At 62.9% G+C, this 25,454-nt stretch carries 23 protein-coding genes; 7 read left to right on the top strand and 16 right to left on the bottom strand.

The window, feature by feature from the left end; all coding sequences use genetic code 11:
* The first annotated feature begins 245 nt into the window (after window positions 1-245).
* Window positions 246-659, top strand: a complete 414-nt coding sequence (locus tag OIU19_RS17435; RefSeq protein WP_186555456.1) for a DUF4398 domain-containing protein — start codon at window positions 246-248, stop codon at window positions 657-659.
* A 50-nt stretch (window positions 660-709) separates the two neighbouring features.
* Complete coding sequence (locus tag OIU19_RS17430; protein ID WP_264236081.1) at window positions 710-1,498, top strand: OmpA family protein; 789 nt, start codon at window positions 710-712, stop codon at window positions 1,496-1,498.
* A gap of 263 nt (window positions 1,499-1,761) precedes the next feature.
* Here OIU19_RS17430 and OIU19_RS17425 read toward each other — a convergent pair whose 3' ends face one another.
* The 15 genes from OIU19_RS17425 to OIU19_RS17355 form a co-directional block, all read right to left on the bottom strand.
* On the bottom strand, window positions 1,762-2,088 hold the full coding sequence (locus OIU19_RS17425) for a hypothetical protein (protein WP_186555458.1): 327 nt from the start codon (window positions 2,086-2,088) through the stop codon (window positions 1,762-1,764).
* Window positions 2,085-3,008 carry an alpha/beta hydrolase gene (locus tag OIU19_RS17420; protein ID WP_264236080.1) on the bottom strand — a complete coding sequence of 308 codons (924 nt, stop codon included), beginning with the start codon at window positions 3,006-3,008 and terminating at the stop codon, window positions 2,085-2,087. Before OIU19_RS17420 ends, OIU19_RS17425 begins: the two co-directional genes overlap by 4 nt.
* On the bottom strand, window positions 2,980-4,257 hold the full coding sequence (locus OIU19_RS17415; protein WP_186555460.1) for a flavohemoglobin expression-modulating QEGLA motif protein: 1,278 nt from the start codon (window positions 4,255-4,257) through the stop codon (window positions 2,980-2,982). Before OIU19_RS17415 ends, OIU19_RS17420 begins: the two co-directional genes overlap by 29 nt.
* 22 nt (window positions 4,258-4,279) lie before the next feature.
* Complete coding sequence (locus OIU19_RS17410) at window positions 4,280-4,831, bottom strand: hypothetical protein (RefSeq protein WP_264236078.1); 552 nt, start codon at window positions 4,829-4,831, stop codon at window positions 4,280-4,282.
* Window positions 4,832-4,860: 29 nt separating this feature from the next.
* On the bottom strand, window positions 4,861-5,577 hold the full coding sequence (locus OIU19_RS17405; RefSeq protein ID WP_186555462.1) for a TetR/AcrR family transcriptional regulator: 717 nt from the start codon (window positions 5,575-5,577) through the stop codon (window positions 4,861-4,863).
* Window positions 5,578-5,764: 187 nt separating this feature from the next.
* Entirely contained in the window at window positions 5,765-7,267 is a 1,503-nt protein-coding gene (gene lysS / locus OIU19_RS17400; protein WP_264236077.1) for a lysine--tRNA ligase, read from the bottom strand.
* A gap of 93 nt (window positions 7,268-7,360) precedes the next feature.
* A protein-coding gene (gene prfB, locus OIU19_RS17395) for a peptide chain release factor 2 (protein ID WP_264236076.1) occupies window positions 7,361-8,456 on the bottom strand; the annotation gives its coding sequence in 2 pieces (ribosomal slippage) (window positions 7,361-8,383 and window positions 8,385-8,456; 1,095 coding nt in all).
* 147 nt (window positions 8,457-8,603) lie between these two features.
* Window positions 8,604-9,608, bottom strand: coding sequence for a Wsp signal transduction system regulator diguanylate cyclase WspR (wspR, locus tag OIU19_RS17390; RefSeq protein WP_264236075.1), 1,005 nt, complete (start codon window positions 9,606-9,608; stop codon window positions 8,604-8,606).
* A 51-nt stretch (window positions 9,609-9,659) separates the two neighbouring features.
* Complete coding sequence (locus tag OIU19_RS17385; RefSeq protein WP_186555466.1) at window positions 9,660-10,673, bottom strand: chemotaxis response regulator protein-glutamate methylesterase; 1,014 nt, start codon at window positions 10,671-10,673, stop codon at window positions 9,660-9,662.
* Window positions 10,670-12,961: a hybrid sensor histidine kinase/response regulator gene (locus tag OIU19_RS17380; RefSeq protein ID WP_264236074.1), complete on the bottom strand. Its 2,292-nt coding sequence runs from the start codon at window positions 12,959-12,961 to the stop codon at window positions 10,670-10,672. Before OIU19_RS17380 ends, OIU19_RS17385 begins: the two co-directional genes overlap by 4 nt.
* Entirely contained in the window at window positions 12,958-13,623 is a 666-nt protein-coding gene (locus OIU19_RS17375) for a chemotaxis protein CheW (protein ID WP_264236073.1), read from the bottom strand. Before OIU19_RS17375 ends, OIU19_RS17380 begins: the two co-directional genes overlap by 4 nt.
* Window positions 13,620-14,870, bottom strand: a complete 1,251-nt coding sequence (locus tag OIU19_RS17370; RefSeq protein ID WP_264236072.1) for a protein-glutamate O-methyltransferase CheR — start codon at window positions 14,868-14,870, stop codon at window positions 13,620-13,622. The genes OIU19_RS17375 and OIU19_RS17370 overlap by 4 nt, the downstream gene beginning before the upstream one ends.
* Window positions 14,867-15,388, bottom strand: coding sequence for a chemotaxis protein CheW (locus OIU19_RS17365; protein WP_264236071.1), 522 nt, complete (start codon window positions 15,386-15,388; stop codon window positions 14,867-14,869). The genes OIU19_RS17370 and OIU19_RS17365 overlap by 4 nt, the downstream gene beginning before the upstream one ends.
* A 5-nt stretch (window positions 15,389-15,393) precedes the next feature.
* On the bottom strand, window positions 15,394-17,016 hold the full coding sequence (locus OIU19_RS17360) for a methyl-accepting chemotaxis protein (RefSeq protein ID WP_264236070.1): 1,623 nt from the start codon (window positions 17,014-17,016) through the stop codon (window positions 15,394-15,396).
* 129 nt (window positions 17,017-17,145) lie between these two features.
* On the bottom strand, window positions 17,146-17,841 hold the full coding sequence (locus OIU19_RS17355; RefSeq protein WP_264236069.1) for a tellurite resistance TerB family protein: 696 nt from the start codon (window positions 17,839-17,841) through the stop codon (window positions 17,146-17,148).
* 223 nt (window positions 17,842-18,064) lie between these two features.
* Between OIU19_RS17355 and ydcS the strand changes: the two genes are divergently transcribed.
* From ydcS to OIU19_RS17330, 5 genes are all read left to right on the top strand, one after another.
* Entirely contained in the window at window positions 18,065-19,216 is a 1,152-nt protein-coding gene (gene ydcS / locus OIU19_RS17350) for a putative ABC transporter substrate-binding protein YdcS (protein ID WP_264236068.1), read from the top strand.
* 91 nt (window positions 19,217-19,307) lie between these two features.
* Entirely contained in the window at window positions 19,308-20,348 is a 1,041-nt protein-coding gene (locus OIU19_RS17345; protein WP_264236067.1) for an ABC transporter ATP-binding protein, read from the top strand.
* Between the two features lies 1 nt (window position 20,349).
* Window positions 20,350-21,288: an ABC transporter permease gene (locus tag OIU19_RS17340; RefSeq protein ID WP_264236066.1), complete on the top strand. Its 939-nt coding sequence runs from the start codon at window positions 20,350-20,352 to the stop codon at window positions 21,286-21,288.
* Window positions 21,278-22,084, top strand: coding sequence for an ABC transporter permease (locus OIU19_RS17335; RefSeq protein WP_264236064.1), 807 nt, complete (start codon window positions 21,278-21,280; stop codon window positions 22,082-22,084). The genes OIU19_RS17340 and OIU19_RS17335 overlap by 11 nt, the downstream gene beginning before the upstream one ends.
* A gap of 17 nt (window positions 22,085-22,101) precedes the next feature.
* Complete coding sequence (locus OIU19_RS17330) at window positions 22,102-23,526, top strand: gamma-aminobutyraldehyde dehydrogenase (RefSeq protein WP_264236063.1); 1,425 nt, start codon at window positions 22,102-22,104, stop codon at window positions 23,524-23,526.
* A gap of 105 nt (window positions 23,527-23,631) precedes the next feature.
* Here OIU19_RS17330 and OIU19_RS17325 read toward each other — a convergent pair whose 3' ends face one another.
* The gene (locus OIU19_RS17325; protein WP_264236062.1) at window positions 23,632-24,738 is read right to left on the bottom strand and encodes an NADH:flavin oxidoreductase/NADH oxidase; all 1,107 of its coding nucleotides are present in this window, start codon (window positions 24,736-24,738) and stop codon (window positions 23,632-23,634) included.
* Window positions 24,739-25,454: the final 716 nt, after the last annotated feature.

Raw genomic sequence — 25,454 nt, 5'->3', positions numbered from 1 at the left:
GGCGCAAGCTTGCCCGCCATTCGTGACCAACACCCCCGTCCAGCCCGCTGACTGATCAGTCAGAAAAATACTTGCCAAGCCTAGGTATTTTTTTCTGAACTATTGGAAAAACGCTCCGGTCCGACCAAATAGCCATCACGCTAAAACCCTGCACACAGTTGGCTGTGCACAGTTCAGCTGAAATGCGCGCACTGTCAGGGAATAGGCGATGGACTGCTACGGACATTGTTATCAGGAGTGATCCAATGGAGCTGACCAACATGAAGACCCGCACTTCGCCAACCTCATCCACTCACTTGCGCGGGCTCAAGCTGGCCGCGCTGGCCCTGGGCAGCAGCCTGGTACTGGCCGGTTGCGCGGGCAAGCCGCCAAGTGAGCAATATGCCGTGACTCAATCGGCGGTGAACTCCGCTGTCAGTGCCGGTGGCACCGAGTTCGCAGCCGTGGAAATGAAGGCCGCGCAGGACAAGTTCAAGCAAGCTGAAATCGCCATGCACGACAAGAAGTACGACGAAGCCAAGCTGCTCGCCGAACAGGCCGAGTGGGACGCGCGTGTCGCTGAGCGTAAGGCGCAAGCGGCCAAGGCCCAGAAGGCCGTGCAGGACTCCCGCCAGGGCGTCCAGGACTTGCGTGAGGAAGGTCTGCGCAGCGCCGAATGAGCCTGCCCAGCGTTCCCTGAGCCTTCGTAACTGATCAAAGGATGAACATTATGCGCAACTACGTCATGATCCCCGCCCTGCTGGCCCTGAGCGTTGGCCTTGCCGCCTGCTCGCATGACCCAAACCCTAACCTGGAATCGGCCCGCACCAACTTCTCGGCGCTGCAAAGCGACCCGCAGTCGAGCAAACTGGCCGCGCTGGAAACCAAGGACGCCCAGGATTGGCTGAACAAAGCCGACAAAGCCTACCTGGACCGCGAGAACGACAAGAAGGTCGACCAACTGGCCTACCTGACCAACCAACGGGTTGAAGTTGCCAAGCAGACGATTGCCCTGCGTGCCGCCGAAGGCGAGCTGAAAAACGCTTCTGCCCAGCGCGCCCAGGCTCGCCTGGATGCCCGCGATGCACAGATCAAAAAGCTGCAGGACAGCCTCAACGCCAAGCAGACCGACCGCGGCACCCTGGTGACCTTCGGCGACGTGCTGTTCGACTTCAACAAAGCCGAGCTCAAGAGCAGCGCCCTGCCCAACGTGACCAAGCTGGCCCAGTTCCTTCAGGAGAACCCTGAGCGCAAGGTGATCGTCGAGGGCTACACCGACAGCGTCGGTTCGGCCAACTACAACCAGACCCTGTCCGAGCGCCGCGCCGCTGCCGTACGCATGGCCCTGGTACGTGCTGGCGTCGACCCAGCGCGCATCGTTGCCCAAGGGTATGGCAAGGAGTACCCGGTAGCGGAAAACTCCAGCAACTCGGGCCGCGCGCAGAACCGTCGGGTGGAGGTGACCATCTCCAACGACAACCAGCCAGTGGCACCGCGTACCGTGAGCCAAGCGCAGTAAGGCTTGGTGCACGAACGAAAACCACGGCGTAAAGCTGTTCACTGATGTTTTGGGGCCGCTTTGCGGCCCTGCGCGGGCAAGCCCGCTCCTACAGGTACGGCGCCGACCGTTAGAGCGGCGCTATCCCTGTGGGAGCGGGCCCGCGAAGGGCTGCAAGGCGGCCCCAAAATCTTCAGTGGGTAGCTTTAGGCTTTGATGTCGCTTTTTGGGGTGGGCGCTGAGAGTTTAGGCTTCCACTTGGACATGCCCAAGCGACTCACCAATCACTGAACCTGCTGCGGCGTCTCTTCGCCCATGCAGCGCACCGCGCGCTTGCGGTTGTCCACCAGCACGCCAGTCAGGCCTTTTTGCTGGGTATCGAACAACACCAGTACACCATCCACGCATTGCGCCACCTGCGGCGCTGCGTCCAACGACACCTTGTAATCCTCGCCGGGCACGGTCTTGAGCATGGTGTAGTCCTGCAACAGCAGGGCATCTTCAGGCTTGGCGAAATGCAGGTAGCCGTAATACCACAGAGCCCCAACCGTCACGATGATGCTGCCGACACCGGTCAGGATCAGCGGGATGGCGTTGCGTTCTTCACTCATTGCTGGTTCTTCTCGTCAGGGTAGTTGGGCACTTCGGCCAAGCGGCGCAGGCCGTTGAAATGGCTGGGGTCGTCCATGAAGCGCAGCATTACCTGGCGCCAGGTCGGGTCGGCGAAGGTCTGCACATGGCCGCCTCGGGTCAATTGCAGCACCCGCGGTGGCGGAGCGTGCTGATACAGGCGGATGCCGTTGTCCATCGGCACCAGGTTGTCATCGATGCTGTGGAAGAACAGTTTCGGCGGGCTACGCACGTGCTCGATGGAGCGAATCGCACTGTCACCGTCCGGTACCAGCCAGGACAGCGGCACCTGTAACGGCCAGGTCAGCCATGAGGTGCTCAAGGCGAAGCGGCCGACCGCGCGGTAGCTGGCCGGTACCCCATCGAACACCAAGGCGCTGAAGCGCTGTTGCTGCTCGGGATGCGCGGCCAGGTAATGAATGGCCATGGCGCCGCCCAGGCTCTGCCCCAGCAGCACCAGCGGCTTGCCACGCACTTCAGGGGCCTGATCCAACCAGGCCATGGCCGCCGCAATGTCCTGGTAGACGTCGGGCAGGCTCGGCGTGCCTTGGGACAGTCCATAGCCGCGGTAATCGATCATCAGCACCTGATAACCCTGCTCCGGCAGCCAGTAGCTGCCACCTAAATGCCCGGGCAGGTTGCCGCCATTGCCGTGCAGGTGCAGTACCGTTCCCTTGACCTCGACCCCCGCCTTGGCCGGCAACCACCAGCCATGCAGGCGCACCCCATCGGCAGTGGTAAGCGTCACGTCGCGATAGGCCAACTTGGCCCGCTCAGGGGTGAACGGCTGGCCGGGCTCTGGATAGAACAGCAGGCTGCTGCAACCGCTCAGGGCCAACAGCAGCCAACCGAGGAGCAGGCCGCGCCAGGCCTCAGAGAATGTTCGCGTAGTCGGCTTCAATGCGATCCAGGCTCAGGTGGTTGAGGAAGTTGGAGAAGCACATCCAGGCCGACAGCGCGTTGAGGTCGCGGAACTGTTCGGGCAGGTACTTGGGCGGCTCGACCAGGCCTTCCTCGACCAGCTGGCGCAGGGTGCGCATGTCTTCCAAGGTAGTCTTGCCGCAGAACAGCAGCGGAATCTGCTCGAGTTTGCCCTTCTTCACGGCCAACTGAATGTAGTTGTAAACCATGATGAAACCCTTGAGGTAGGACAAGTCCTTGGTGAATGGCAGGCCATTGGGCACCGAGCCGCGAAATACCCGGCTGGCATTGCTGTAGCTCTGGCCGATCTCGAAGCCCTGGCCGCGGAAGAACTCATAGACCTGCATGAAGTCTGCGCCCTCCTCGACCATGTGGATGGCGCGGGTGCGGTTGGTCAACTTGCGCAGGCGGCTGGGATAGGAGGCAAAGGCAATCACCTCCATGAGGATCGCCAGGCCTTCCTGGGTCACCGTCGACGAGGGCGGGCCCTTGGCCAGGAAGGTGCAAATCGGCTGGTTCAAGCCATTGAGCGTGGTGCCGACATGCACCAGCCCCTCGTGGACCTCCAGCGCGCGCACGTCGCGGCTGTTGAACATGGCGTCGGCGCGCACCTTGATGTAGTCGGCGCCGGCCGCGGCGTCAGCGACGATGCCGTCGGACTCGAACACACGAATGGTGCTTTCGGCCTCACCGAACACCTTGTTCAGGCGGCGCTGGAGAATGTCCACCGCCTCCTTGGCAGTCAGGTTCTTCGGCTCGTCCTTCAGATCGCCCCGGCCATCGATGTTGTTCAGGTAGTCCGAGAGCATCAGGCCCAGGTCAGCCAGGGTCGGGTCGCCGGCATGGAAGGCATCGGAAGCGGCGCCATACAGCTCCTGGGAGATCAAGCCGAAGTCTTCGGTGCCGCGCGCTTCGAGCATGCGCACGACCATGCGGTACTCCTTGCACATGCGCCGCATGATCTGCCCGACCGGGTTGAACTGGCCGAGCTGGCGGGTGATATCCCGCTCGATGTTCTGGAACTCTGCTTTCAGTGCAGCAGAATCGAACGAAAGCGGCCGCGACTGGTAATAGGCTCGGTCCACCGCCGGTGGCTCCTTGCCTTTGGTCTTGAGAAAGCCCTGGCGGATGCTGTCATCCCACTTCACGGCATCGAGCACGCGAATCGGGGTTTGCGCGGCGACAATACGGTCGGACAACGCACGGATAGTCTGCTGGTACTCGTCCACACCCAATTCCTTGTATCGGCTATTACTTGCCAGCGCGCTGGAAGCGCGCCACTTCGACGAACAGATCGGAGTTGGCTGGATCGTCCAGGTAGGCCAGGACGCGCTCTGTGGGGCTGTCGATCAGCACACCGGGGCCATTGTCTTCTGGCACTTCGGTACTACGCCCGGTCAGTTCCTTTTTCTGTACAGCCTGCTGCACCTGATCGACATCGAGGTTGTAGATCACCAGGTCCTTGCCGTCCTGGCTGACCTCGAAACCGCCAATCAGGAAATTGCCCCCCAGCCGCTTGGGAACGCCGGCTGAGAGATACCAGCGGTTGCCGTGGCGGGCAACGGTGAAGGTGTACTCCTCAGCCGGCTTGCCTTGTGCGCGCGCCACCGCCTTGTAGGTGTTGCCCCCGGCGCGACTGATCGCCAGCTTCAGCGGCTGGCCCCAGGCATCCTTGCTGCTCCACTTGCCCAGCAGGGCCTTGGGCGCCGCCTGATTAGCGGGGAGTGGATCACCGAAGGTCACCAGACAACCGCCCAGCAGCAGGAATGACAACGTCAACAACACCACACGCCAGGCTTTCATCAGGTTCTCCTTGAAAAGTCGGTCGCTACCTAGGCCGAGGCCAGCACCAGGTGCAGGTACCGGGTAAGGATAGCGAGCATCTGCCCATCGGCTTGCGCATTCGCATCCATGAGCAGGCCCTGATATTCCATCTGCTCGATAATCGCCGTCAACATCTGGGCGTCCTGTTCCGGCTGACGCGAGCCGACCACCTGGAGCATCTGCCGCGCGCCGTGCAGAAGAATCTGCTCATGGGCGCGGACCAAGTCAGCCAAACGCGGGCACAACAGCGCCTCTTGGCGAAAAGCCTGCTCGGCCATGAGGAAGTCACGCCGGTTATGCAGTTGGCGGCTGACGTAATCGGCGGTCATGCGCGCCACTTCGTCGACCAGCCGCGCGCGTGATTGCGCGCTGCCATCACCCTGAGCCAGCAACTGGCGCAACACCACTTCGGTGTTGGACCAGAGCTTGGCCATGTAGGCGGCGCTGCGCTCGACGTACTGGGCGAAGGTGTCGGTGAGCAGGTCTTCGATGTCCTTGAAGTAATAGGTAGTGGCCGACAGCGGCACCCCAGCCTCGGCTGCCACCGCGCGGTGACGCACGCCGCGCACGCCATCGCGCACGACGATGCGCATGGCCGCGTCGAGAATCAGCTGGCGGCGCTGCTCGCTGCCCTGGCGGCTGGTCTTGCGCCCTTGGTACTGCACGCTCTCGGCGACAGCGCTGGCCACGCCGGCCGCGCCTTGTTGGGCGTTTGCTGGTGTCACGGTGGGTACCTCGTAAAGTTGAATGTTGTCTGTGCCGTCTCTGTCGGGGGGGCAAGCCCGCTCCCACGTAATCAACATCAGCAGCGAACTACGTGGGAGCGGGCTTGCCCCGCGATAGAGACGGCACAGGCACGCTAAGACTCAAGGCAAGAAAAAGCCGCCCAATAAGGCGGCTTGTTCAGATCACTCAGGCCTGCGGACGCATGTGCGGGAACAGGATCACATCGCGAATCGACGGTGAGTTGGTCAGCAGCATCACCAGACGGTCGATGCCGATACCTTCACCCGCAGTCGGCGGCATGCCGTACTCCAGCGCGCGCACGAAGTCGGCGTCGTAGTGCATGGCTTCGTCGTCACCGGCGTCTTTCTCGGCCACCTGGGCCAGGAAGCGCTCGGCCTGGTCTTCGGCATCGTTGAGCTCGGAGTAGGCGTTGGCGATCTCGCGACCACCGATGAACAGCTCGAAGCGGTCGGTGACGGCGGGGTTTTCGTCGTTGCGACGGGCCAGCGGCGAGACTTCGAACGGGTACTCGGTGATGAAGTGCGGCTGCTCCAGCTTGTGCTCGACCAGCTCTTCGAAAATCATCACCTGCAGCTTGCCCAGGCCTTCGTGGCCGAGCACCTTGGCACCGGCTTTCTTGGCGATCGCACGGGCCTTGTCGACATCTTGCAGGTCGGCGGCGGTGAGCTCTGGGTTGTACTTGAGGATCGAGTCGAATACCGACAGGCGCACGAACGGCTCGCCGAAGTGGAACACTTTGTCGCCGTACGGCACGTCAGTGCTGCCCAGCACCAGCTGCGCCAGCTCGCGGAACAGCTCTTCGGTGAGGTCCATGTTGTCGTTGTAGTCGGCATAGGCCTGGTAGAACTCGAGCATGGTGAACTCGGGGTTGTGCCGGGTCGAAACGCCTTCGTTACGGAAGTTGCGGTTGATCTCGAAGACCTTCTCGAAGCCACCGACCACCAGGCGCTTGAGGTACAGCTCAGGCGCGATGCGCAGGAACATGGCCATGTCCAGCGCATTGTGATGGGTCTCGAACGGCTTGGCCGCAGCACCACCAGGGATAGTCTGCAGCATCGGCGTTTCGACTTCGAGGAAGTCGCGCTCGATGAGGAACTTGCGGATGTGCGAAATCACCTGCGAACGCACACGGAAGGTGTGGCGGGTTTCTTCGTTGACCATCAGGTCGACGTAGCGCTGGCGATAGCGCTGCTCGGTGTCGGTCAGGCCGTGGTGCTTGTCCGGCAGCGGGCGCAGCGACTTGGTCAACAGGCGCACGTTGGTCATTTCGACGTACAGGTCGCCCTTGCCGGAACGGGCCAGGGTGCCTTCGGCGGCGATGATGTCGCCCAGGTCCCAGGTTTTCACGGCAGCCAGGGTTTCTTCAGGCAGGGTCTTACGGTTGACGTAGACCTGGATACGCCCGGTCATGTCCTGGATAACCATGAACGAGCCACGGTTGAGCATGATGCGACCGGCGACCTTGACCGGGATCGCTGCAGCTTCCAGCTCTTCCTTGGTCTTGTCGACGTATTGCTTCTGCAGGTCATTGCAGTAGCTGTCGCGGCGGAAGTCGTTGGGGAAGGCCTGACCCTTCGCACGTTCTGCGGCAAGTTTTTCCTTGCGCAGAGCGATCAGGGTGTTTTCTTCCTGTTGCAGGTCTTGCGCTTCGGTCTTCAGATCGCTCATGTCGTCATTCTTTCCATCAGGTATTCGTTGCCCTTTTCGGGCAGGGCGCGCGATGCCGGCAGGCGGCCAGGCATCGCGGCGGTGGTGTACGGCTTACAGCCCCTGCTTGAGGCTCGCCTCCAGGTACTGGTCGAGGTCGCCGTCGAGGACTTTCTGGCAGTCGCTGCGCTCGACGCCAGTTCGCAGGTCCTTGATGCGCGAGTCATCCAGTACGTAGGAGCGGATCTGGTGGCCCCAGCCGATGTCCGACTTGCTGTCTTCCAGTGCCTGCGAGGCGGCATTGCGCTTTTGCATCTCCAGCTCGTACAACTTGGCCCGCAGCATTTTCATGGCGGTGTCCTTGTTGGCGTGCTGAGAACGTTCGTTCTGACAGGCCACCACGGTGTTGGTCGGCACGTGGGTGATACGCACCGCCGAGTCGGTGGTGTTCACGTGCTGACCGCCGGCACCGGAGGAGCGGTAGGTGTCGATACGCAGGTCGGAAGGGTTGATCTCGATCTCGACCTTGTCGTCGATCTCAGGCGAGACGAACACCGCCGAGAACGAGGTGTGCCGACGGGCGCCGGAGTCGAACGGGCTCTTGCGCACCAGACGGTGCACGCCGATCTCGGTGCGCAGCCAGCCAAAGGCGTATTCGCCCTTGATATGCACGGTGGCACCTTTGATGCCAGCGACTTCGCCTTCGGACAGCTCGATGATGGTGGCGTCGAAACCGCGCTTGTCGGCCCAGCGCAGGTACATGCGCAGGAGGATGTTGGCCCAGTCCTGCGCTTCGGTACCGCCGGAGCCAGCCTGGATGTCCAGGTAGGCGTTGTTCATGTCCATCTCACCGCTGAACATGCGACGGAACTCAAGCTGGGCCAGGCTTTCTTCCAGGCTTTGCAGCTCGGTCACGACGTCGCTCACGGCGCCTTCGTCATTTTCCTCGACGGCCATGTCGAGCAGGTCCTGGCAGTCGGCCAGGCCGTTGGACATCTTGTCCAGGGTCTCGACCACCTGCGCCAGCATGGCACGCTCGCGGCCCAGGGCCTGGGCGTACTCGGGTTTGTTCCAGACGGCCGGGTCTTCCAGCTCGCGGTTGACTTCGATCAGGCGATCAGCTTTGTGATCGTAGTCAAAGATACCCCCGAATGGACTGGGAACGCTCGGTGAGGTCCTTGATGGTGTTCAGGATCGGTTGGATTTCCATGGGCAGGCTACTCGCGCGAATTCGGTGAAAAGCCGGTGAGTATAAACGAGTCTGTCCCATGGCGGCAGACCCGCCGGGCGGTGGGTTTGGCTTGCGTGCCGGTTTTTTCCAGCCCAGGTTGCAAGTGCCGACCCAATCCTGGGGCAATCAGGCGATGCCGACCTGATTGCGCCCACTGTTCTTGGCCAGATACAAGCCCTTGTCCGCCGCCGAGATCAACTGCCGGCAATGACTGCCAATGCTCGGGGTCAGGGTGGCCAGGCCGATGCTGACAGTCAGGTGCGCGTCAGTTTCAGGGGCGCAATGGGGAATATTCAGGCCACGCACGGTCTGACGCAGCTTCTCGGCGATCAGCCGCGCGCCGCCTGGGGAAGTATTGGGTAGCACCAGGGCGAACTCCTCGCCGCCATAGCGCGCCGGCAGGTCGGTCGGTCGCGAGCACGAGCCACGAATGGCCTCGGCCACCTGGCGCAGGGCTTCGTCTCCGGCCAAGTGGCCGAAACTGTCGTTGTATAGCTTGAAGTAGTCGACGTCGATCATCAGCAGCGATATCTGCTGCTGCTCGCGCATCGCCCGGCGCCACTCAAGCTCCAGGTATTCGTCGAAATGACGGCGGTTGGACAGCCCGGTCAGGCCATCGGAATTCATCAGCCGCTGCAGCATCAAATTGGTGTCGAGCAGTTGTTGCTGGCTGACGCGCAAGGCCCGATAGGCCTCGTCGCGCTGCAACAGGGTCAGGTAAGAGCGCGAGTGATAGCGAATCCGCGCCACCAACTCGATGGTATCGGGCAGCTTGACCAGGTAATCGTTGGCGCCGGCGGCGAATGCCGCGCTCTTGACCAGTGGATCTTCCTTGGTCGACAGGACGATGATTGGAATGTCCTGAGTGGCCGGGTTATTACGGTATTCGCGCACCAGGGTCAGGCCATCCAGGCCCGGCATGATCAGGTCCTGGAGAATCACCGTCGGCTTGATGCGCATCGCTTGGGCCACGGCCTGGTGCGGGTCGGCGCAGAAGTGAAAGTCGATGTTCTCTTCATGGGCCAGGCCACGGCGTACCGCTTCACCGATCATGGCCTGATCGTCGACCAGCAGGACCATCGCCGAATTCTCGTTGCTGGTCGTGAAACCTTCGATCGGTAGATCATTCATGCCTATTCACCAGGTCACTGCCGGCCAGGCGGCGTGGTTCAATACATATCGTCATTTCGAAAAAATTTCCATCAGTCGCCCGGCAATCCGCTCCAGAGGACGGATCTCCACCGCAGCGTCGATCGCCGCAGCCGCCTTGGGCATGCCGTACACCGCGCTGCTCTGCTGGTCCTGGGCGATGGTGAGAAAACCCTGCTGGCGCATCATCTTAAGCCCTTGGGCACCGTCGCGGCCCATGCCGGTGAGCAGCACGCCGACGGCATCGCCACTCCAGTAACGGGCCACGCTTTCAAAGAACACATCGATCGAAGGCCGGTAGATTTCGTCCACTGGGTCGGCAGTGTAGGCCAACTGGCCGCCCTTCATCAGGCGGATATGGTGATTGGTGCCGGCCAACAGCACCTGCCCAGGCTGTGGCGGTTCGCCTTCGCGAGCCAGGCGCACCACCAGCCCGCAGGCGCTGCTGAGCCATTCGGCCATGCCTGCGGCGAACACCTGATCGACATGCTGGACCAGCACGATCGCCGCGGGGAAGTTCTTCGGCAGGCCCTTGAGCAATATCTCCAGGGCAGCCGGGCCACCCGCCGACGAGCCGATCGCCACCAGCCCCAGCCGTTGGGACGCCTCGCGCAGCGGCGCGGCGACCGGCCGTGGCGTGCTGGCCCGTTGTTGGCCGATCAGCCAGCCAATATTGAGAATCTTGCGTAATAGCGGCGCGGCCGCCTCGCGGGCATCGCCTGCGCCCAAGGCCGGGGTGTCGACCACATCCAGGGCGCCGTGGCCCATGGCTTCGAACACCCGGTGCACGTTCTGCTTGCGATCGACCGTGACGATGACAATGGCGCATGGCGTTTCGGCCATGATCCGCCGAGTCGCCTCGACCCCGTCCATCACCGGCATGATCAGGTCCATCAGAATCAGGTCTGGGGTCTGCTCGGCGCAGCGCTGCACGGCTTCGGCGCCATTGGCCGCGACCCAGATCACCTGATGCGCGGGCTCAAAGGCCAATGCCCGGCGCAAGGCCTCCACGGCCATGGGCATGTCGTTGACGATGGCGATCTTCATCCCTGTGCACCTCCGATCAACTCGACCACTGCGTCCAGCAGAGCATCGTCATGGAAACTGGCCTTTGCCAAATAGTAGTCGGCCCCGGCATCTAGTCCACGCCGGCGATCTTCTTCGCGGTCCTTGTAGGACACCACCATGACCGGCAGCGATTGCAGGCGCTGGTCGCGGCGTACCAGGGTCACCAGCTCGATGCCATCCATGCGCGGCATGTCGATGTCGGTGATCAACAGGTCGAAGTCCTCCCCGCGCAGCGCGTTCCAGCCATCCATGCCATCGACAGCGACGGCCACGTCATAGCCGCGATTACCCAGCAGCTTGCGTTGCAGCTCACGCACGGTCAGCGAGTCGTCGACCACCAGCACGCGCTTGCGTGCCGCCCCTTTGAGTGGCTGGCCGCCACGCTCGATACGTTCCAGACGGCCCGTGGTGAGCAGCTTTTCCACCGAGCGCAGCAGATCCTCGACATCGACAATTAGCACCACCGAGCCGTCGTCGAGCAAGGCGCCAGCGGAAATGTCCTGGATCTTGCCCAGGCGCGGGTCGAGCGGCATCACTACCAGCACCCGCTCACCGATCAGCCGCTCCACTGCCACGCCATACAGCTGGTCACGCTCGCGGATCACCACCACGCGGATGCTGTCCTGCTCCCCCTGCCCTGCCGGGCGGTTGAGCAACTGACTGGCCGCAACCAGGCCAATATGGCGCTGTTCGTGCCAGAAGTGCTGTCGGCCTTCGATCTGCACAATGGCTTCGCTGGGCACATCCAGGGTACGTTCGATATGCGCCAGCGGGAACGCATAGGCCTCGCCGCCGACCTCGACCACCAGGCTGCGTACCACCGACAGGGTCAGCGGCACTTCGAGGTGGAAACAGCAACCTTGCCCAGCGACCTGGGTCAGTTCGATCGAGCCACGCAGCTCGCGAACCATGTGCTGCACAGCGTCCAGGCCGACCCCGCGCCCGGAGACTTCGGTGACCTTGTCGCGCAGGCTGAAACCGGGCAGGAACAGGAAGGTCAGCAGTTCGGCCTCGCTCATCTGCGCCACCGTCTCGGCCGGCGACAGGGCGCGCTCGACGATACTCTGGCGCAAGCGCTCCAGATCGATACCTGCGCCGTCGTCGCTGATTTCAACAATCAACAACCCGGCCTGGTGCGAGGCGCGCAAGCGAATCACACCGTCGCCCGGCTTGCCGGCCAGCAGGCGCCGTTCTGGCAACTCGATACCGTGGTCGACGGCGTTACGCAGCAGGTGGGTCAGCGGGGCTTCGAGTTTTTCCAGCACGTCGCGGTCGACCTGGGTCTTCTCGCCTTCGATCTGCAACTGCACCTGCTTGCCCAGCGAACGACCAAGGTCACGGACCATGCGGCTCTGCCCGGCCAGCACATCGGCGAAGGGGCGCATGCGGCACGCCAGCGCCGTGTCGTACAGGTTCTGCGCACGCTGGCTGGCCTGCCAGCCGAACTCATCCAGCTCGGCGGCCTGCTGCTGCAGGATCTGCTGGGTCTCGCCCAGCAGGCGCTGGGTTTGTGCCAAGGCGTCGAGCACTTCCGGGCTTTGGCCACTGCCTTCGAGCTCGGCCTTCAAGCCATCGAGGGCGCGCATACCCTGGCCATGCATGCGCTTGAGGCGCTGCAGGCTGGCTAAATAAGGTTTCAGACGCTGAGTTTCCACCAGCGATTTGCTCGACAGGTCGAGCAGGCTGTTCAATCGATCGGCGGTGACCCGCAGTACCCGCTCGCTGCCTTCGCTAGCGCGCTTGCCGGCTCTACGCGCAGTGGCGTCATCGCCTAGCGGTTCGGCGGCGAGCACGGCTGGCTCGATGGGCGGCGACGCTGCAGCAACCGGCTCGGCAGGCGCAGGCGCAACGGGTGCACTGACGTGGGCAAGCGCCGCGTTTGGATCGAGCAACATCGCCATTTGCACCAGGAAACCCGGCACCGCCGCCTCACCGGCAGGATCGCCGGGCGTGGCGATGTGCAATAGCAGGTCGGTGCCTTTGAGCAGCGCGTCGATGTGCTCCGGGCGTAGGCGCAGGCGGCCTTCCTGGGCGGCCACCAGGCAATCTTCCATGACATGGGCAACGCTGACTCCGGCATCGATCCCTACGATCCGCGCAGCGCCCTTGAGCGAATGGGCAGCGCGCATGCAGGCTTCGAGTTGATCGGCCTGGGTTGGATTACGCTCCAGCGCCATCAGGCCGGCACTGAGCACCTGAGTCTGGGCCTCGGCCTCCAGGGCGAACAGTTCGAGCAGCGAAGCGTCGCGCAGTTGCTCTGGGGTCATGACAGGCTCCGCTTCACGGCAGACAGTAGATGTTGCGCATCCAGCACCCTGACACTGCGCCCGCGCCACTGCAGCACCGCGGCAGTGAAGTGAGCGGCATCCTGGCCGTCGTTGAGGTGCTCGACATCCAGGCGATGAATGCCATCGATCTCGTCCACCGGCACCACCACCGAACCGCCTTCGGCAGCCAGGATCAGCATGCGTGGCATGACTCGCCCGCTGCGTTCCTGGGCCGGCAGCACTTCGATGCCGAGCAGATCGGCCAGCGACAGACACGGCACCAGCGCACCGCGCACGTTGGCCACGCCTTGCAAAACACGCGAGCGCTGGTGCGGCAGGGAGTGGACCGGCTGCAGTGGCGCGATTTCCGCCAAGCACGCCGTGGCCAGGGCCAGCCATTCTTCACCCAGGCGGAACAGCAGCAGTGAGCGGCCGAGGTTCTCCACCACTGGCGCGGCGTTATCAACCTGTTCGTCCTGCATCAAGGCATAGCGGTCGAGCAGACGGGTGGCGGCCGAGGCGTAGACCTCGCAGTTGCGGCAATGGATATGCCGCTCCAGCAGCGGGCATTGCTTGGTGCCGTGCACGCCAATGCGGTTCCAGCAATCGTCGATCTGCTCGTCGTCCTGGCGGACCAGCGGCATGTGGCTGGCAAAACTCATCGTTCAGACTCCCGTCCGACCCGGGCGGCTCGTTCTTGCAGGCGGCGAGCGCCTGCGATATCCCCTTGCGAGGCCAGCAAGGCCGCCAGGTGGATCAACGCCTCAGGATGCTGCGGCTCAAGGTACAAGGCCTTGCGGTAATGGATCAGCGCATCCTGGCTGTTGCCCTCGGTGTCGCTGAGCAAACCCAGCCAGTAATAGACCTGCGCGGTCGGCGCAAATAGCTGCAAGTAGCGCGCACAGTTGGCGCGGGCCTGCTCGCTGTCGCCAGCGTTGGCCTGACGGGCGATGGCCGCCAGTAAATCATCCTTGTCTTGCGCAGGTTGCGCAGCGCTGGGCGCAGCTACCGAACGCAACGGCCGTGGCGCAGGTGCAGGCGCTCGCGGGGCAGCCAACGGCGCCGGCTGCGCGCGGGCAACCGGCAGCGGTTTGCTCACCGCCAGCGCTGCACTTTCCTGCTGGCGAACATAGGCGAACGACTGGGCGATGCCCACGGGTCGCATGCCCAGCCGCGCCAGCAAACTGCCTTCAGCGGGGCCGATAAACAAGACGCCCTGGGCATGAGTCAATTGCTTGAGCACCTCGAACACCCGACGCTGGGTCGGCACATCGAAATAGATCAGCAAGTTGCGGCAAAACACGAAATCGTATTGCCCCTCGCGGCTCTTGAGCTGCGGATCGAGCACATTGCCCACCTGCAAGCGAACCTGCTGAGATACCCGCTCATCCAGCTGATGGCCTTCGTCACGCTCAGTGAAGTGCCGTTGGCGAAAAGCCAGGTCGCTGCCGCGGAACGAGTTTCGCCCGTAGACAGCCTGCTGCGCCTTGGCAACCGAGATGGGGCTGATATCGAGGCCATCGATGCCGAACGCCGAGGGGCTCATACCGCTGTCGAGCAGCGCCATGGAAATCGAGTAAGGCTCTTCACCGGTCGAACACGGCAGGCTGAGGATGCGCAGCGGCCTGGCTCCGGCCAGTTCGGCCAGGCGCTTATGCGCCAGGCCGACCAACGCAGCGAACGACTCCGGATAGCGGAAGAACCAGGTTTCCGGAACGATCACCGCCTCGATAAGGGCTTGCTGCTCCTCTGCCGACTGTTGCAAGCGTACCCAGTAATCGTCCAGACCGTTTGCCGCCAAGGCCGCGCAGCGCTGGCGCAAGGCACGCTCGACCATCGGCGCGCCAACCGACTCGACATCCAGGCCAATGCGCTCCTGCAAGAACCGGAAAAACCGCTGCTCGATCATGCCGGCTCCTGCCCTGGCTGCTCAGGAAACAACAGCCGACGCACTTCATCGGACAACAGGTCATCGAGTTGGATGCGCTGCAACAGGCCTTGGGCGTCCTGGCGTACCGGGCCCAGGTATGGCGCAGCAGCGTTGTCCAGGCCATAGGGGCGGAACTCGTCGGGCTGACAGCGCAAGGTATCGGTCGCCTGCTCCAGGATCAGGCCAAGGCGCAGGTCAGGGCGGCGGGCATCAGCCCGATAATGCACCACTACCAACCGCGTGCTGGTACGCAGCGGCGCAGGCATGACAAAGCTCAGGGCCGAGAGGTCGATCACCGGGATCAGCGCGCCTCTATGGGTGAGGATGCCCGCGACCCAAGCCGGCGCCTGGGCAATCGGCTTGAGCGGACGACGCGGCAGCACTTCGACCACCTCGCGCACATCGAGGGCAAAGCGTTGGTCCTGTATGCGAAACAACAGGTACAGGGCGCCCTTGGCGCTGGCGGCCTGTTCCTCGCGAGGGTGCAAGTCGTTCATGCTCGTCAGACTTTGAAGCGCGACACACCGCCACGCAGCCCGGCGGCCACCTGGCTCAACTCATCGATGGCAAAGCTAGCCTGGCGCAACGACTCAACCGTCTGCGTACTGGCATCGCTGAGCTGGGCCAGTGCCTGGTTGATCTGCTCGGCTCCCGTCGCCTGGGCCTGCATGCCGTCGTTGACCATCAGCACCCGCGGTGCCAAGGCCTGGACCTGGTGAATGATCTGGCTGAGCTGCTCACCGACCTGCTGCACCTCGAACATGCCGCGGCGCACTTCTTCGGAGAACTTGTCCATGCCCATGACCCCGGCCGAGACCGACGACTGGATCTCACGCACCATCTGCTCGATGTCATAGGTGGCTACAGCGGTTTGATCGGCCAGGCGGCGCACTTCGGTGGCGACCACGGCGAAACCACGGCCGTACTCACCGGCCTTTTCCGCCTCGATGGCGGCATTGAGCGACAGCAGGTTGGTCTGGTCGGCGACCTTGACGATGGTCACCACCACTTGGTTGATGTTGCTGGCTTTCTCGTTGAGGATTGCCAGTTTTGCATTGACCAGGTCGGCAGCGCCCATTACCTGATGCATGGTTTCTTCCATCCGCGCCAGCCCTTGCTGGCCGGAGCCAGCCAGGCTCGACGCCTGGTCGGCGGCCGAGGTGACTTCGGTCATGGTACGTACCAGGTCACGCGAGGTCGCGGCGATTTCCCGGGACGTCGCGCCGATTTCAGTAGTGGTCGCGGCGGTCTCGGTGGCGGTAGCTTGCTGCTGCTTGGAGGTAGCGGCGATTTCAGTGACCGAAGTGGTCACCTGCACCGACGAACGCTGGGCCTGGGACACCAGGTTGGCCAGCGCTTCGGCCATTTCATTGAAGCCGCTCTCGATGGCGCCGAACTCGTCCTTGCGGTCGAGGCTCAGGCGCATGCTCAGGTCGCCTGAACGCAGCTTGTCGAGGGCGTGGACAATCCGCTGCACGGGCGCCGTAATGGCACGCATCAGCAACAGTCCGCAGATCCCGGCAGCAATGATTGCCAGCACCAGCGAAACGATCATGCTGCCCTTGGCGGTGGCCACGGCGCTGACGATTTCGTTGGTGGCGGCGTCGGCCGACTCGCGATTGCGCTCGATCACCCCGTTGAGGTGCTTGCGCCCGGTCACCCACGCTGGCGTCAGGACTTCAGCGATCAGGCGTTCGGCTTCGGCGTAGTTTTTCTGCCGATAGGCTTCCAGTACCTGATCGACGGACTTGATGTACTCCTGCTCCAGGCGCACGAACTCATTGAAGCTGGCCTGGTCATCATCTGTGCGAATGGTCGCCTGGTAACTGGCCATGTGTTGCGTGAGGCGATCATCGAAGCTCTTGAACAGCTCCAGATCCGCCGAGGTCACTTCGCGGTGATCGGAGAGGCCGACCAACTGCTGGCTGGTGACATAGCTGTCGACCCAGGCACTGCGGATCATCGAGCTGTAGTAGACCCCAGGAATGCTGTCGGACCCTACCGCTTCTTCGCTGGTCGAGATCGCCACCAAGCGTGAGTAGGCGGCCACGATCATCAGCAACATGATGGCGATGATCACGGCGAAACTTGCCAGGATCCGTTGGCGCAAGGTCCAGTTGTTCACATTCAGCCCTCAAGAATTCAGTGCGAGCGGGGAAAAATCGCCGAAGTATAGCCCAGGCGGGTTTGCCGTTCGCAGCTCAATTGCAGAGGATTGGGGCTGGCGTGCCCGCACCGATGGCCAAATGCCTAACTATTGACCAGCAGCAAGCCTGACCTGGTTTTCCAGTTCCTGGCGCAAAGCCGGATCCAGGCGCAGCTGACGAGCCAGTTCGTCCAGGTAGGCGCGCTCCATGAAGTTTTCCTGATCGACCATCATCACGCTGGCCAAGTACATCTCGGCCGCCATTTCCGGGGTTTGCGCAGCGCGCGCCACTTCGGCCGGATCCAGCGGTTTGTTCAGCTCGGCATGCAGCCAGTGTTGCAGCTCACGATCGTTATCGAGACGGGTGAATTCGCCCTCGATCAGCTCACGCTCGCGCTCGTCGATATGGCCATCGGACTTGGCCGCTGCCACCAGTGCACGCAGCACCGCCTGGCTGTGTTGCTCGGCCTCGGCGGGCGGCAGCCGATCGAGCGTCTGTGGTTCGTGACGCTGGCCGGCGGCCTGGTTGGCCTGCCAGTTGCCATAGGCCTTGTAGGCCAACACGCCAAGCGCGGCCAGGCCACCGTAGGTGAGGACTTTGCCGCCATATTTGCGCGCGCTCTTGTTGCCCAGCAGCAGGCCCATGGCGCTGCCCGCCAGCGCGCCCCCACCGGCGCCAGACAGCAGATTGCCAAGGCCGCCAGCGCCCAAACCTGGCTTGTTGGAGGTGCCTTTGCCTGCTTGCTTGGCGAGCAGTTCCTGGCCGGACTTGAGCAGTTGATCGAGCAAACCCCGGGTGTTCATGCGCGAGTCTCCACGGTGCGAAAGGTAACGCCCAGAGTAAGGCTTGCCTGGCCGTTCGCCACGGGGGGATTTGCTTCCGGATGTTGCATACCCAGGCAAAAACACAACTAGACTCGACATCGCCGCTGCGCTGCACCGGCGATAACCGCACTACGCTTATAACGATCGCTTCACTGCTTTCTTGATGACTGCCCGCCCCTACATCCGAACAAGAGGGAACACCATGTCAGTGCACAAGACCGCATTGCTCAGCGCCCTGAGCAGCGCCCTGCTGGCCAGCGCCAGCCTGCAGGCCGCCGAGCCGCTCAAGGCTGTAGGTGCCGGTGAAGGACAACTCGATATCATTGCCTGGCCCGGCTACATCGAGCGTGGTGAAAGCGACAAAGCCTACGACTGGGTCACAGGTTTCGAGAAGGACACTGGCTGCAAGGTCAGCGTCAAGACGGCGGCCACCTCCGACGAGATGGTCAGCCTGATGACCAAAGGTGGCTACGATCTGGTCACCGCCTCCGGCGATGCTTCGCTGCGCCTGATCGCCGGCAAACGCGTGCAGCCGATCAATACCGCGCTGATCCCTAACTGGAAGAATCTGGACCCACGCCTGCAGAATGGCAGCTGGTACGTGGTCGACAAGCAGGTCTATGGCACGCCCTACCAGTGGGGGCCGAACGTGCTGCTGTACAACACCAACGTGTTCAAGCAGCCGCCGACCAGCTGGGCCGTCGTGTTCGAGCCGCAAGCGTTGCCCGATGGCAAGCCGAACAAAGGCCGGGTGCAGGCCTACGATGGGCCGATCTACATTGCCGACGCCGCCCTGTACCTGAAATCGACCCAGCCAGCGCTGGGCATCCAGGACCCCTACGAGCTGAACGAAAGCCAATACCAGGCGGTACTCGATCTGCTGCGCAAGCAACAACCGCTGGTGCACCGCTATTGGCACGATGCAACGGTGCAGATGAGCGACGTAAAGAACGAAGGCGTGGCCGCATCCAGCTCCTGGGGCTACATGGTCAACAGCCTGAAAGCCGATAACCAGCCGGTGGCCTCGACCATTCCCAAGGAAGGCGCCACCGGTTGGGCCGACACCACCATGCTGCACAGCCAGGCCAAGCACCCCAACTGCGCCTACAAATGGATGGATTGGTCACTGCAACCCAAGGTGCAGGGCGACGTGGCGGCGTGGTTCGGCTCGCTGCCGGCAGTACCGGCTGCTTGTACCGGCAGTGAACTGCTCGGCGCAGAAGGCTGCAAGACCAATGGTTTCGACAACTTCGACAAGATTGCCTTCTGGAAGACCCCGCAGGCTGCCGGCGGCAAATTTGTCCCCTATAGCCGGTGGACCCAGGACTACATCGCGATCATGGGTGGCCGCTAGGGCGGCGCAGCGTTTTGTTATCGGCGATCCTTGTAGGCGCGGGCTTGCCAGCGCCTACAAGGATCGCCTGCTGATGACCTCAGGAGTCGCCATGCCACTAGCCGTCCAGTTCACCCAGGTCTCGCGAACCTTCGCTGAGGTCAAGGCCGTCGACCAGGTCAGCATCGACATCGAAGACGGCGAGTTTTTCTCCATGCTCGGCCCCTCAGGCTCGGGCAAGACCACTTGCCTGCGCCTGATCGCCGGCTTCGAGCAGCCCAGTAGCGGCTCGATCCGCATTCATGGCATCGAAGCCGCGGGCGTGCCGCCCTATCAGCGTGATGTCAACACCGTGTTCCAGGACTATGCGCTGTTCCCGCACATGAACGTGCGCGACAACGTCGCTTATGGCCTGAAGGTCAAAGGCGTCGGTAAACAGCAACGCCACGCTCGCGCCGACGAAGCCCTGGCGATGGTGGCCCTGGAGGGCTACGGCCAACGCAAGCCCGCGCAGTTGTCTGGCGGCCAGCGCCAGCGCGTTGCCCTCGCTCGCGCCCTGGTCAATCGCCCGCGGGTACTGCTGCTCGATGAACCGCTAGGCGCTCTGGATCTGAAGTTGCGCGAACAAATGCAGGGCGAGCTGAAGAAGCTACAGCGCCAACTGGGCATTACCTTCATATTCGTCACCCACGACCAGACCGAAGCGCTGTCGATGTCCGATCGGGTCGCGGTGTTCAACCTCGGGCGGATCGAGCAAGTGGATAGCCCACGCAACTTGTACATGAAGCCGGCAACCACCTTCGTTGCCGAGTTCGTCGGCACCTCCAACGTGTTGCGCGGCGCGCTGGCCGAGCAGCTAAACGGCAGCCCGACGCCCTTCTCCATCCGCCCTGAACACATTCGCCTGGATGAGCTGACCGCCGCCAGCCATGAGGTGCAGGTCAGCGGACTGCTGCACGATATTCAGTACCAAGGCAGCGCCACCCGCTACGAAGTGCAACTGGACAACGGCCAACTTCTAGCGGTGAGCCAGGCCAATGACCAGTGGCAGCAGCATCCACAGATCTGGCAGACCGGGCAGCGGGTACAGGTTCGTTGGCCACGGCAGGCGATGACGGCCCTCAAGGAAACCGTCCTCGTCGAGGGCCAGTAGCATGAACCTGGCGCTGGACAAGCAGCATCCACATGCCCTTCGGCGCTTGTCCGATGTGCTGTATCGACGGCCCAACCTGTATCTGTTGCTGCTGTTGACCCCGCCTCTGCTGTGGTTCGGCGCCGTCTACCTGGGCTCATTGCTCAACCTGCTCTGGCAGGGTTTCTACACCTTCGACGACTTCACCATGGCGGTGACGCCGGACCTGACCCTGGCCAACTTCGCCGCGCTGTTCAACCCGGCCAACCTCGACATCATCCTGCGCACCCTGGGCATGGCCGTGGCGGTGTCGCTGGCCAGCGCGGTGCTGGCCTTCCCCATCGCCTACTACATGGCGCGCTACACCAGCGGCAAGACCAAGGCGTTTTTCTATATCGCGGTGATGATGCCGATGTGGGCCAGCTACATCGTCAAGACTTATGCCTGGACCCTGTTGCTGGCCAAGGGCGGAGTGGCCCAATGGTTTGTCCAGCAGTTGCATCTGGATGGCCTGCTGCAGCTGGTGTTGAGCGTGCCTGGGGTGGGCGGCAGCACCCTGTCGACGTCACACCTGGGGCGCTTCATGGTGTTCGTGTACATCTGGCTGCCATTCATGATCCTGCCGATCCAGGCCTCGCTCGAGCGCCTGCCACCATCCTTGCTACAGGCCTCGGCGGATCTAGGCGCCAAGCCGCGACAGACCTTTACCCAAGTGATCCTGCCGCTGTCGGTACCCGGGATCGCCGCAGGCTCGATCTTTACCTTCTCGCTGACCCTGGGCGACTTCATCGTGCCGCAATTGATCGGCCCGCCGGGCTATTTCATTGGCAGCATGGTCTACGCCCAGCAAGGCGCCATCGGCAATATGCCGATGGCCGCCGCCTTCACCCTGGTGCCGATCGTGCTGATCGCGATCTACCTGGCGCTGGTCAAACGCCTGGGAGCCTTCGATGCACTCTGAAAAAGCCTCGCTGAGTCTACGCCTGGCGGCGTGGGGTGGATTGCTGTTCCTGCATTTTCCGATCCTGATCATTCTGCTCTACGCCTTCAATACCGAAGATTCAGCGTTCAGCTTCCCGCCACGCGGCTTCACCTTGAAGTGGTTCGCCGTGGCATTCTCGCGCCCGGATGTGCTCGAGGCGATCAAGCTGTCGGTGCAAGTGGCTTGCCTGGCGACAGTCATCGCGCTGGTGCTCGGCACCCTGGCCTCGGCGGCGCTGTACAAACGCAATTTCTTCGGCAAAGAAAGCATTTCGCTGCTGCTGATCCTGCCCATCGCCCTGCCCGGGATCATCACCGGTATCGCGCTGCTCTCGGCGTTCAAGAGCCTGGGCATCGAGCCGGGCATCTTCACCATCGTGGTGGGCCACGCGACCTTCTGCGTGGTGATCGTCTACAACAACGTCATCGCCCGCCTGCGGCGCACCTCGCAGAACCTGATCGAAGCGTCGATGGACCTGGGTGCCGACGGCTGGCAGACCTTTCGCTACATCATCCTGCCCAACCTGGGCTCGGCGCTGTTGGCCGGCGGCATGCTGGCGTTTGCCTTGTCATTCGACGAAATCATCGTCACCACCTTTACCGCCGGCCACGAACGCACCCTGCCGATCTGGCTGCTCAACCAACTCAGCCGCCCGCGTGATGTACCGGTGACCAACGTGGTCGCCATGCTGGTGATGCTGGTAACCATGCTGCCGATCCTCGGCGCCTATTACCTGACCCGCGGCGGCGAAAGCGTTGCGGGCAGCGGCAAATGACCTTGGAGGACTCATCCATGCAAACCCACATGCTGATCAACGGCCGCCTGGTAGCGGGCCAAGGCCCGACCTGGACCGTGCTCGACCCGGCCACCGGCAGCGCACTGGCGCAGATCAACGAGGCCACCGAGGCCCAGGTCGACAGCGCCGTGCGCGCCGCTGACAAAGCCTTCAGCGACTGGTCGCAGACCAGCCCCAAGGACCGCTCCCTGGCGCTGCTGGCCCTGGCCGATAGCATCGAGCAGCATGGCGAGGAGCTTGCCGGTCTTGAATCGCAGAACTGTGGCAAGCCGCTTGCCGCCGCGCTGAATGACGAAATCCCGGCGATCGTCGACGTGTTCCGCTTCTTTGCTGGCGCCGCCCGCTGCCTGGGCGGCTCGGCGGCAGGCGAATACCTGCCCGGGCATACCTCGATGGTGCGCCGCGACCCACTCGGCGTGGTCGCCTCGATCGCGCCGTGGAACTACCCGCTGATGATGCTGGCCTGGAAGATCGCCCCGGCCTTGGCCGCCGGCAACAGCGTGGTGCTCAAACCCTCCGAGCTCACCCCATTGACCGCCCTGCGCCTTGGCGAGCTGGCCCAGGACATCCTGCCCGCAGGGGTGCTGAACATTCTTTTCGGCCTTGGCCAGACCGTGGGCACACCACTGGTCAGCCACCCCAGGGTGCGGATGGTTTCGCTGACCGGCTCCATTCCCACCGGCGCGCACATCATCAGCGCTACTGCCGATAGCGTAAAACGCATGCACATGGAGCTGGGCGGAAAGGCCCCAGTGATCGTCTTCGATGACGCCGACCTGGACGCTGCCATCGAAGGCATTCGCACCTTTGGCTTCTACAACGCCGGGCAAGATTGCACCGCCGCGTGCCGGCTGTATGTGCAGGAGGGCATTTATGAGCGCTTCGTCGAACAACTCGGCCAAGCGGTGGCGAGCATCAAGCCAGGCTTGCAGAACGATGCCGACACCGAACTTGGCCCACTGATCAGCGCACTGCACCGCGACAAAGTGGCCGGCATCGTCCAACGCGCCATTGCCCAGCCGCACATCCGCCTGGTCACCGGCGGCAAATCGCTGCCTGGCGATGGCTTCTTCTTCGAGCCCACGGTGCTGGCCGATGCCCAGCAGGATGATGAGATCGTGCGCCAGGAAGTGTTCGGCCCGGTGGTCTCGGTCACCCGCTTCAGCGATGAGGCCCAGGCGCTGGCGTGGGCAAACGACTCCGAGTATGGCCTGGCATCTTCAGTCTGGACCCGCGACAGCGGCCGCGCCCACCGCCTTGCGGCGCGCTTGCAGTATGGCTGCACCTGGGTCAATACCCACTTCATGCTCGTCAGCGAAATGCCCCATGGCGGGCAGAAGCATTCTGGGTATGGCAAGGACATGTCGATGTATGGGCTGGAGGACTACACCTGCGTGCGGCATGTGATGTTCAAGCATTGATTCTGTAGGAGCGGGTTTACCCGCGAATGCGATGGGGAATTCACGATCGCACTCGCGGATAAACCCGTTCCTACAGAGGACGAGTTGAGCTTGATAGCTTCGTTCTCAATCCCTTAGATCCGACTCATGGATCGGATTCGCCCGACTGGTCGCACGCTGATATTGGGCAGGCCAAGTCGCCTTGTTGCCACCCAGATCGTCATCGGCATGCAGCGGCCAGTATGGATCGCGCAGCAGTTCACGGGCCAGGAAGATCACGTCAGCCTGGCCGGTGCGCAGGATGTGCTCGGCCTGGGCGGGTTCGGTGATCATGCCGACGGTACCAGTGGCGATTTCCGACTCTTTGCGCACGCGCTCGGCGAAGCGGGTCTGGTAGCCGGGGCCGGTAGGGATCTCGGCGTTGACCGAGGTACCGCCGGAAGAAACGTCGATCAGGTCTACCCCGATCACTCGCAGTCGGCGCGCCAGCTCCACGGTTTCGTCCGGGTTCCAACCGTCTTCCACCCAATCGGTGGCCGAAACCCGGACGAACAGCGGCAGCTCTTGCGGCCAGACCTTGCGTACGGCTTCGGTAACTTGCAGGGTCAGGCGGATGCGGTTTTCAAAGCAACTACCGTACTCATCACGGCGCTGATTACTCAGCGGTGAGAGGAATTGATGCAGCAGGTAGCCATGGGCGGCGTGGATCTCTACGACCTTGAAGCCCGCAGCCAGGGCGCGCTCAGCCGACTTGACGAAGGCAGCGACGACATCCTGGATCTCGTCCGTGCTCAACTCCCGTGGTGAGGTGTGTTCCGGGTCGAAGGCAATTTTGGACGGACCGACAGGCTGCCAGCCGCCGTCTTCGGGTTTTACGCTGCCATGTTTGCCGAGCCAGGGTCGGTGGGTGCTGGCCTTGCGGCCGGCGTGGGCCAGCTGGATACCTGGGACCGAACCTTGGGCGGTGATAAAGCGCGTGATCCGCTGTAGGGGCTGGATTTGTGCGTCATCCCAGAGGCCGAGGTCTTCAGCGGTTATGCGGCCATCGGCGGTGACCGCTACCGCTTCGGTGATCACCAGGCCGGCGCCGCCTACCGCGCGACTGCCCAAGTGGACCAGATGCCAGTCGTTGGCCAGGCCGTCAGTGGCGGAATACTGGCACATGGGCGAGACAGCGATGCGGTTGGGCAGCGTTAGCTGACGCAGGGTGTAAGGCTCAAGCAGCAGGCTCATGAGGGCACCTCCCAAGGACTCCAAATGGTTGACCGGCCCGGACACTCATGCGCGTCCTTGGCCCGATACCGGTTTCTTTGAGCCTAGACTAGATTCACTTGGGGTATGGGTTGGGAGGTTGGATTGTGGGCTTGGGCTTGGGCTTGGGCTTGGGCTTGGGCTTGGGCTTGGGCTTGGGCTTGGGCTTGGGCTTGGGCTTGGGCTTTTAGAGTTTTGAGCATATCCATTGGCGATGGCGACGCTGAGTCACCTTTCCGCCCTTACGGCGGGTCACTTTTGGTCGTGGCCAAAAGTAACCAAAAGCCGTGCGCTCCACCATCCGGCCCTCCGCTACGCTCCGGGTCCCCTCGCTTCGGTGCCTTCCGGGCCCGCGCGGCCTACGATTTGCTGCGCAAATCTACATCTCGCGCCTTCGGCTGCGCCGAAGGGTGCTACCGCACCTGGCCCTACAGACACCTACGCTCGGCCTCCTGAAGTCGCGAAGTTAGTGGCGGCGACTGGGCTGGCGTTATCTGGCGATAGTGGCAGGTGTGGTGGATAGTCGGACGCCATCGCGGGGCAAGCCCGCTCCCACGGGTACCGCCAGCCGGAAGTGCTGCGCGGTATCTGTGGCAGGTTTGGTGGATATTCCGGCCTCTTCGCGGGCAAGCCCGCTCCCACACGCTCACCGCCAGCCAGAAGAACGGCGCGGTACCTGTGGGAGCGGGCTTGCCCGC

The sequence above is a fragment of the Pseudomonas sp. BT-42-2 genome (assembly GCF_025847435.2).
In the GTDB taxonomy this organism is placed as follows: Bacteria; Pseudomonadota; Gammaproteobacteria; order Pseudomonadales; family Pseudomonadaceae; genus Aquipseudomonas; species Aquipseudomonas urmiensis.
Note: the sequence above shows the minus strand (reverse complement) of the source record. Positions and strands in the feature narration are given on the sequence as shown.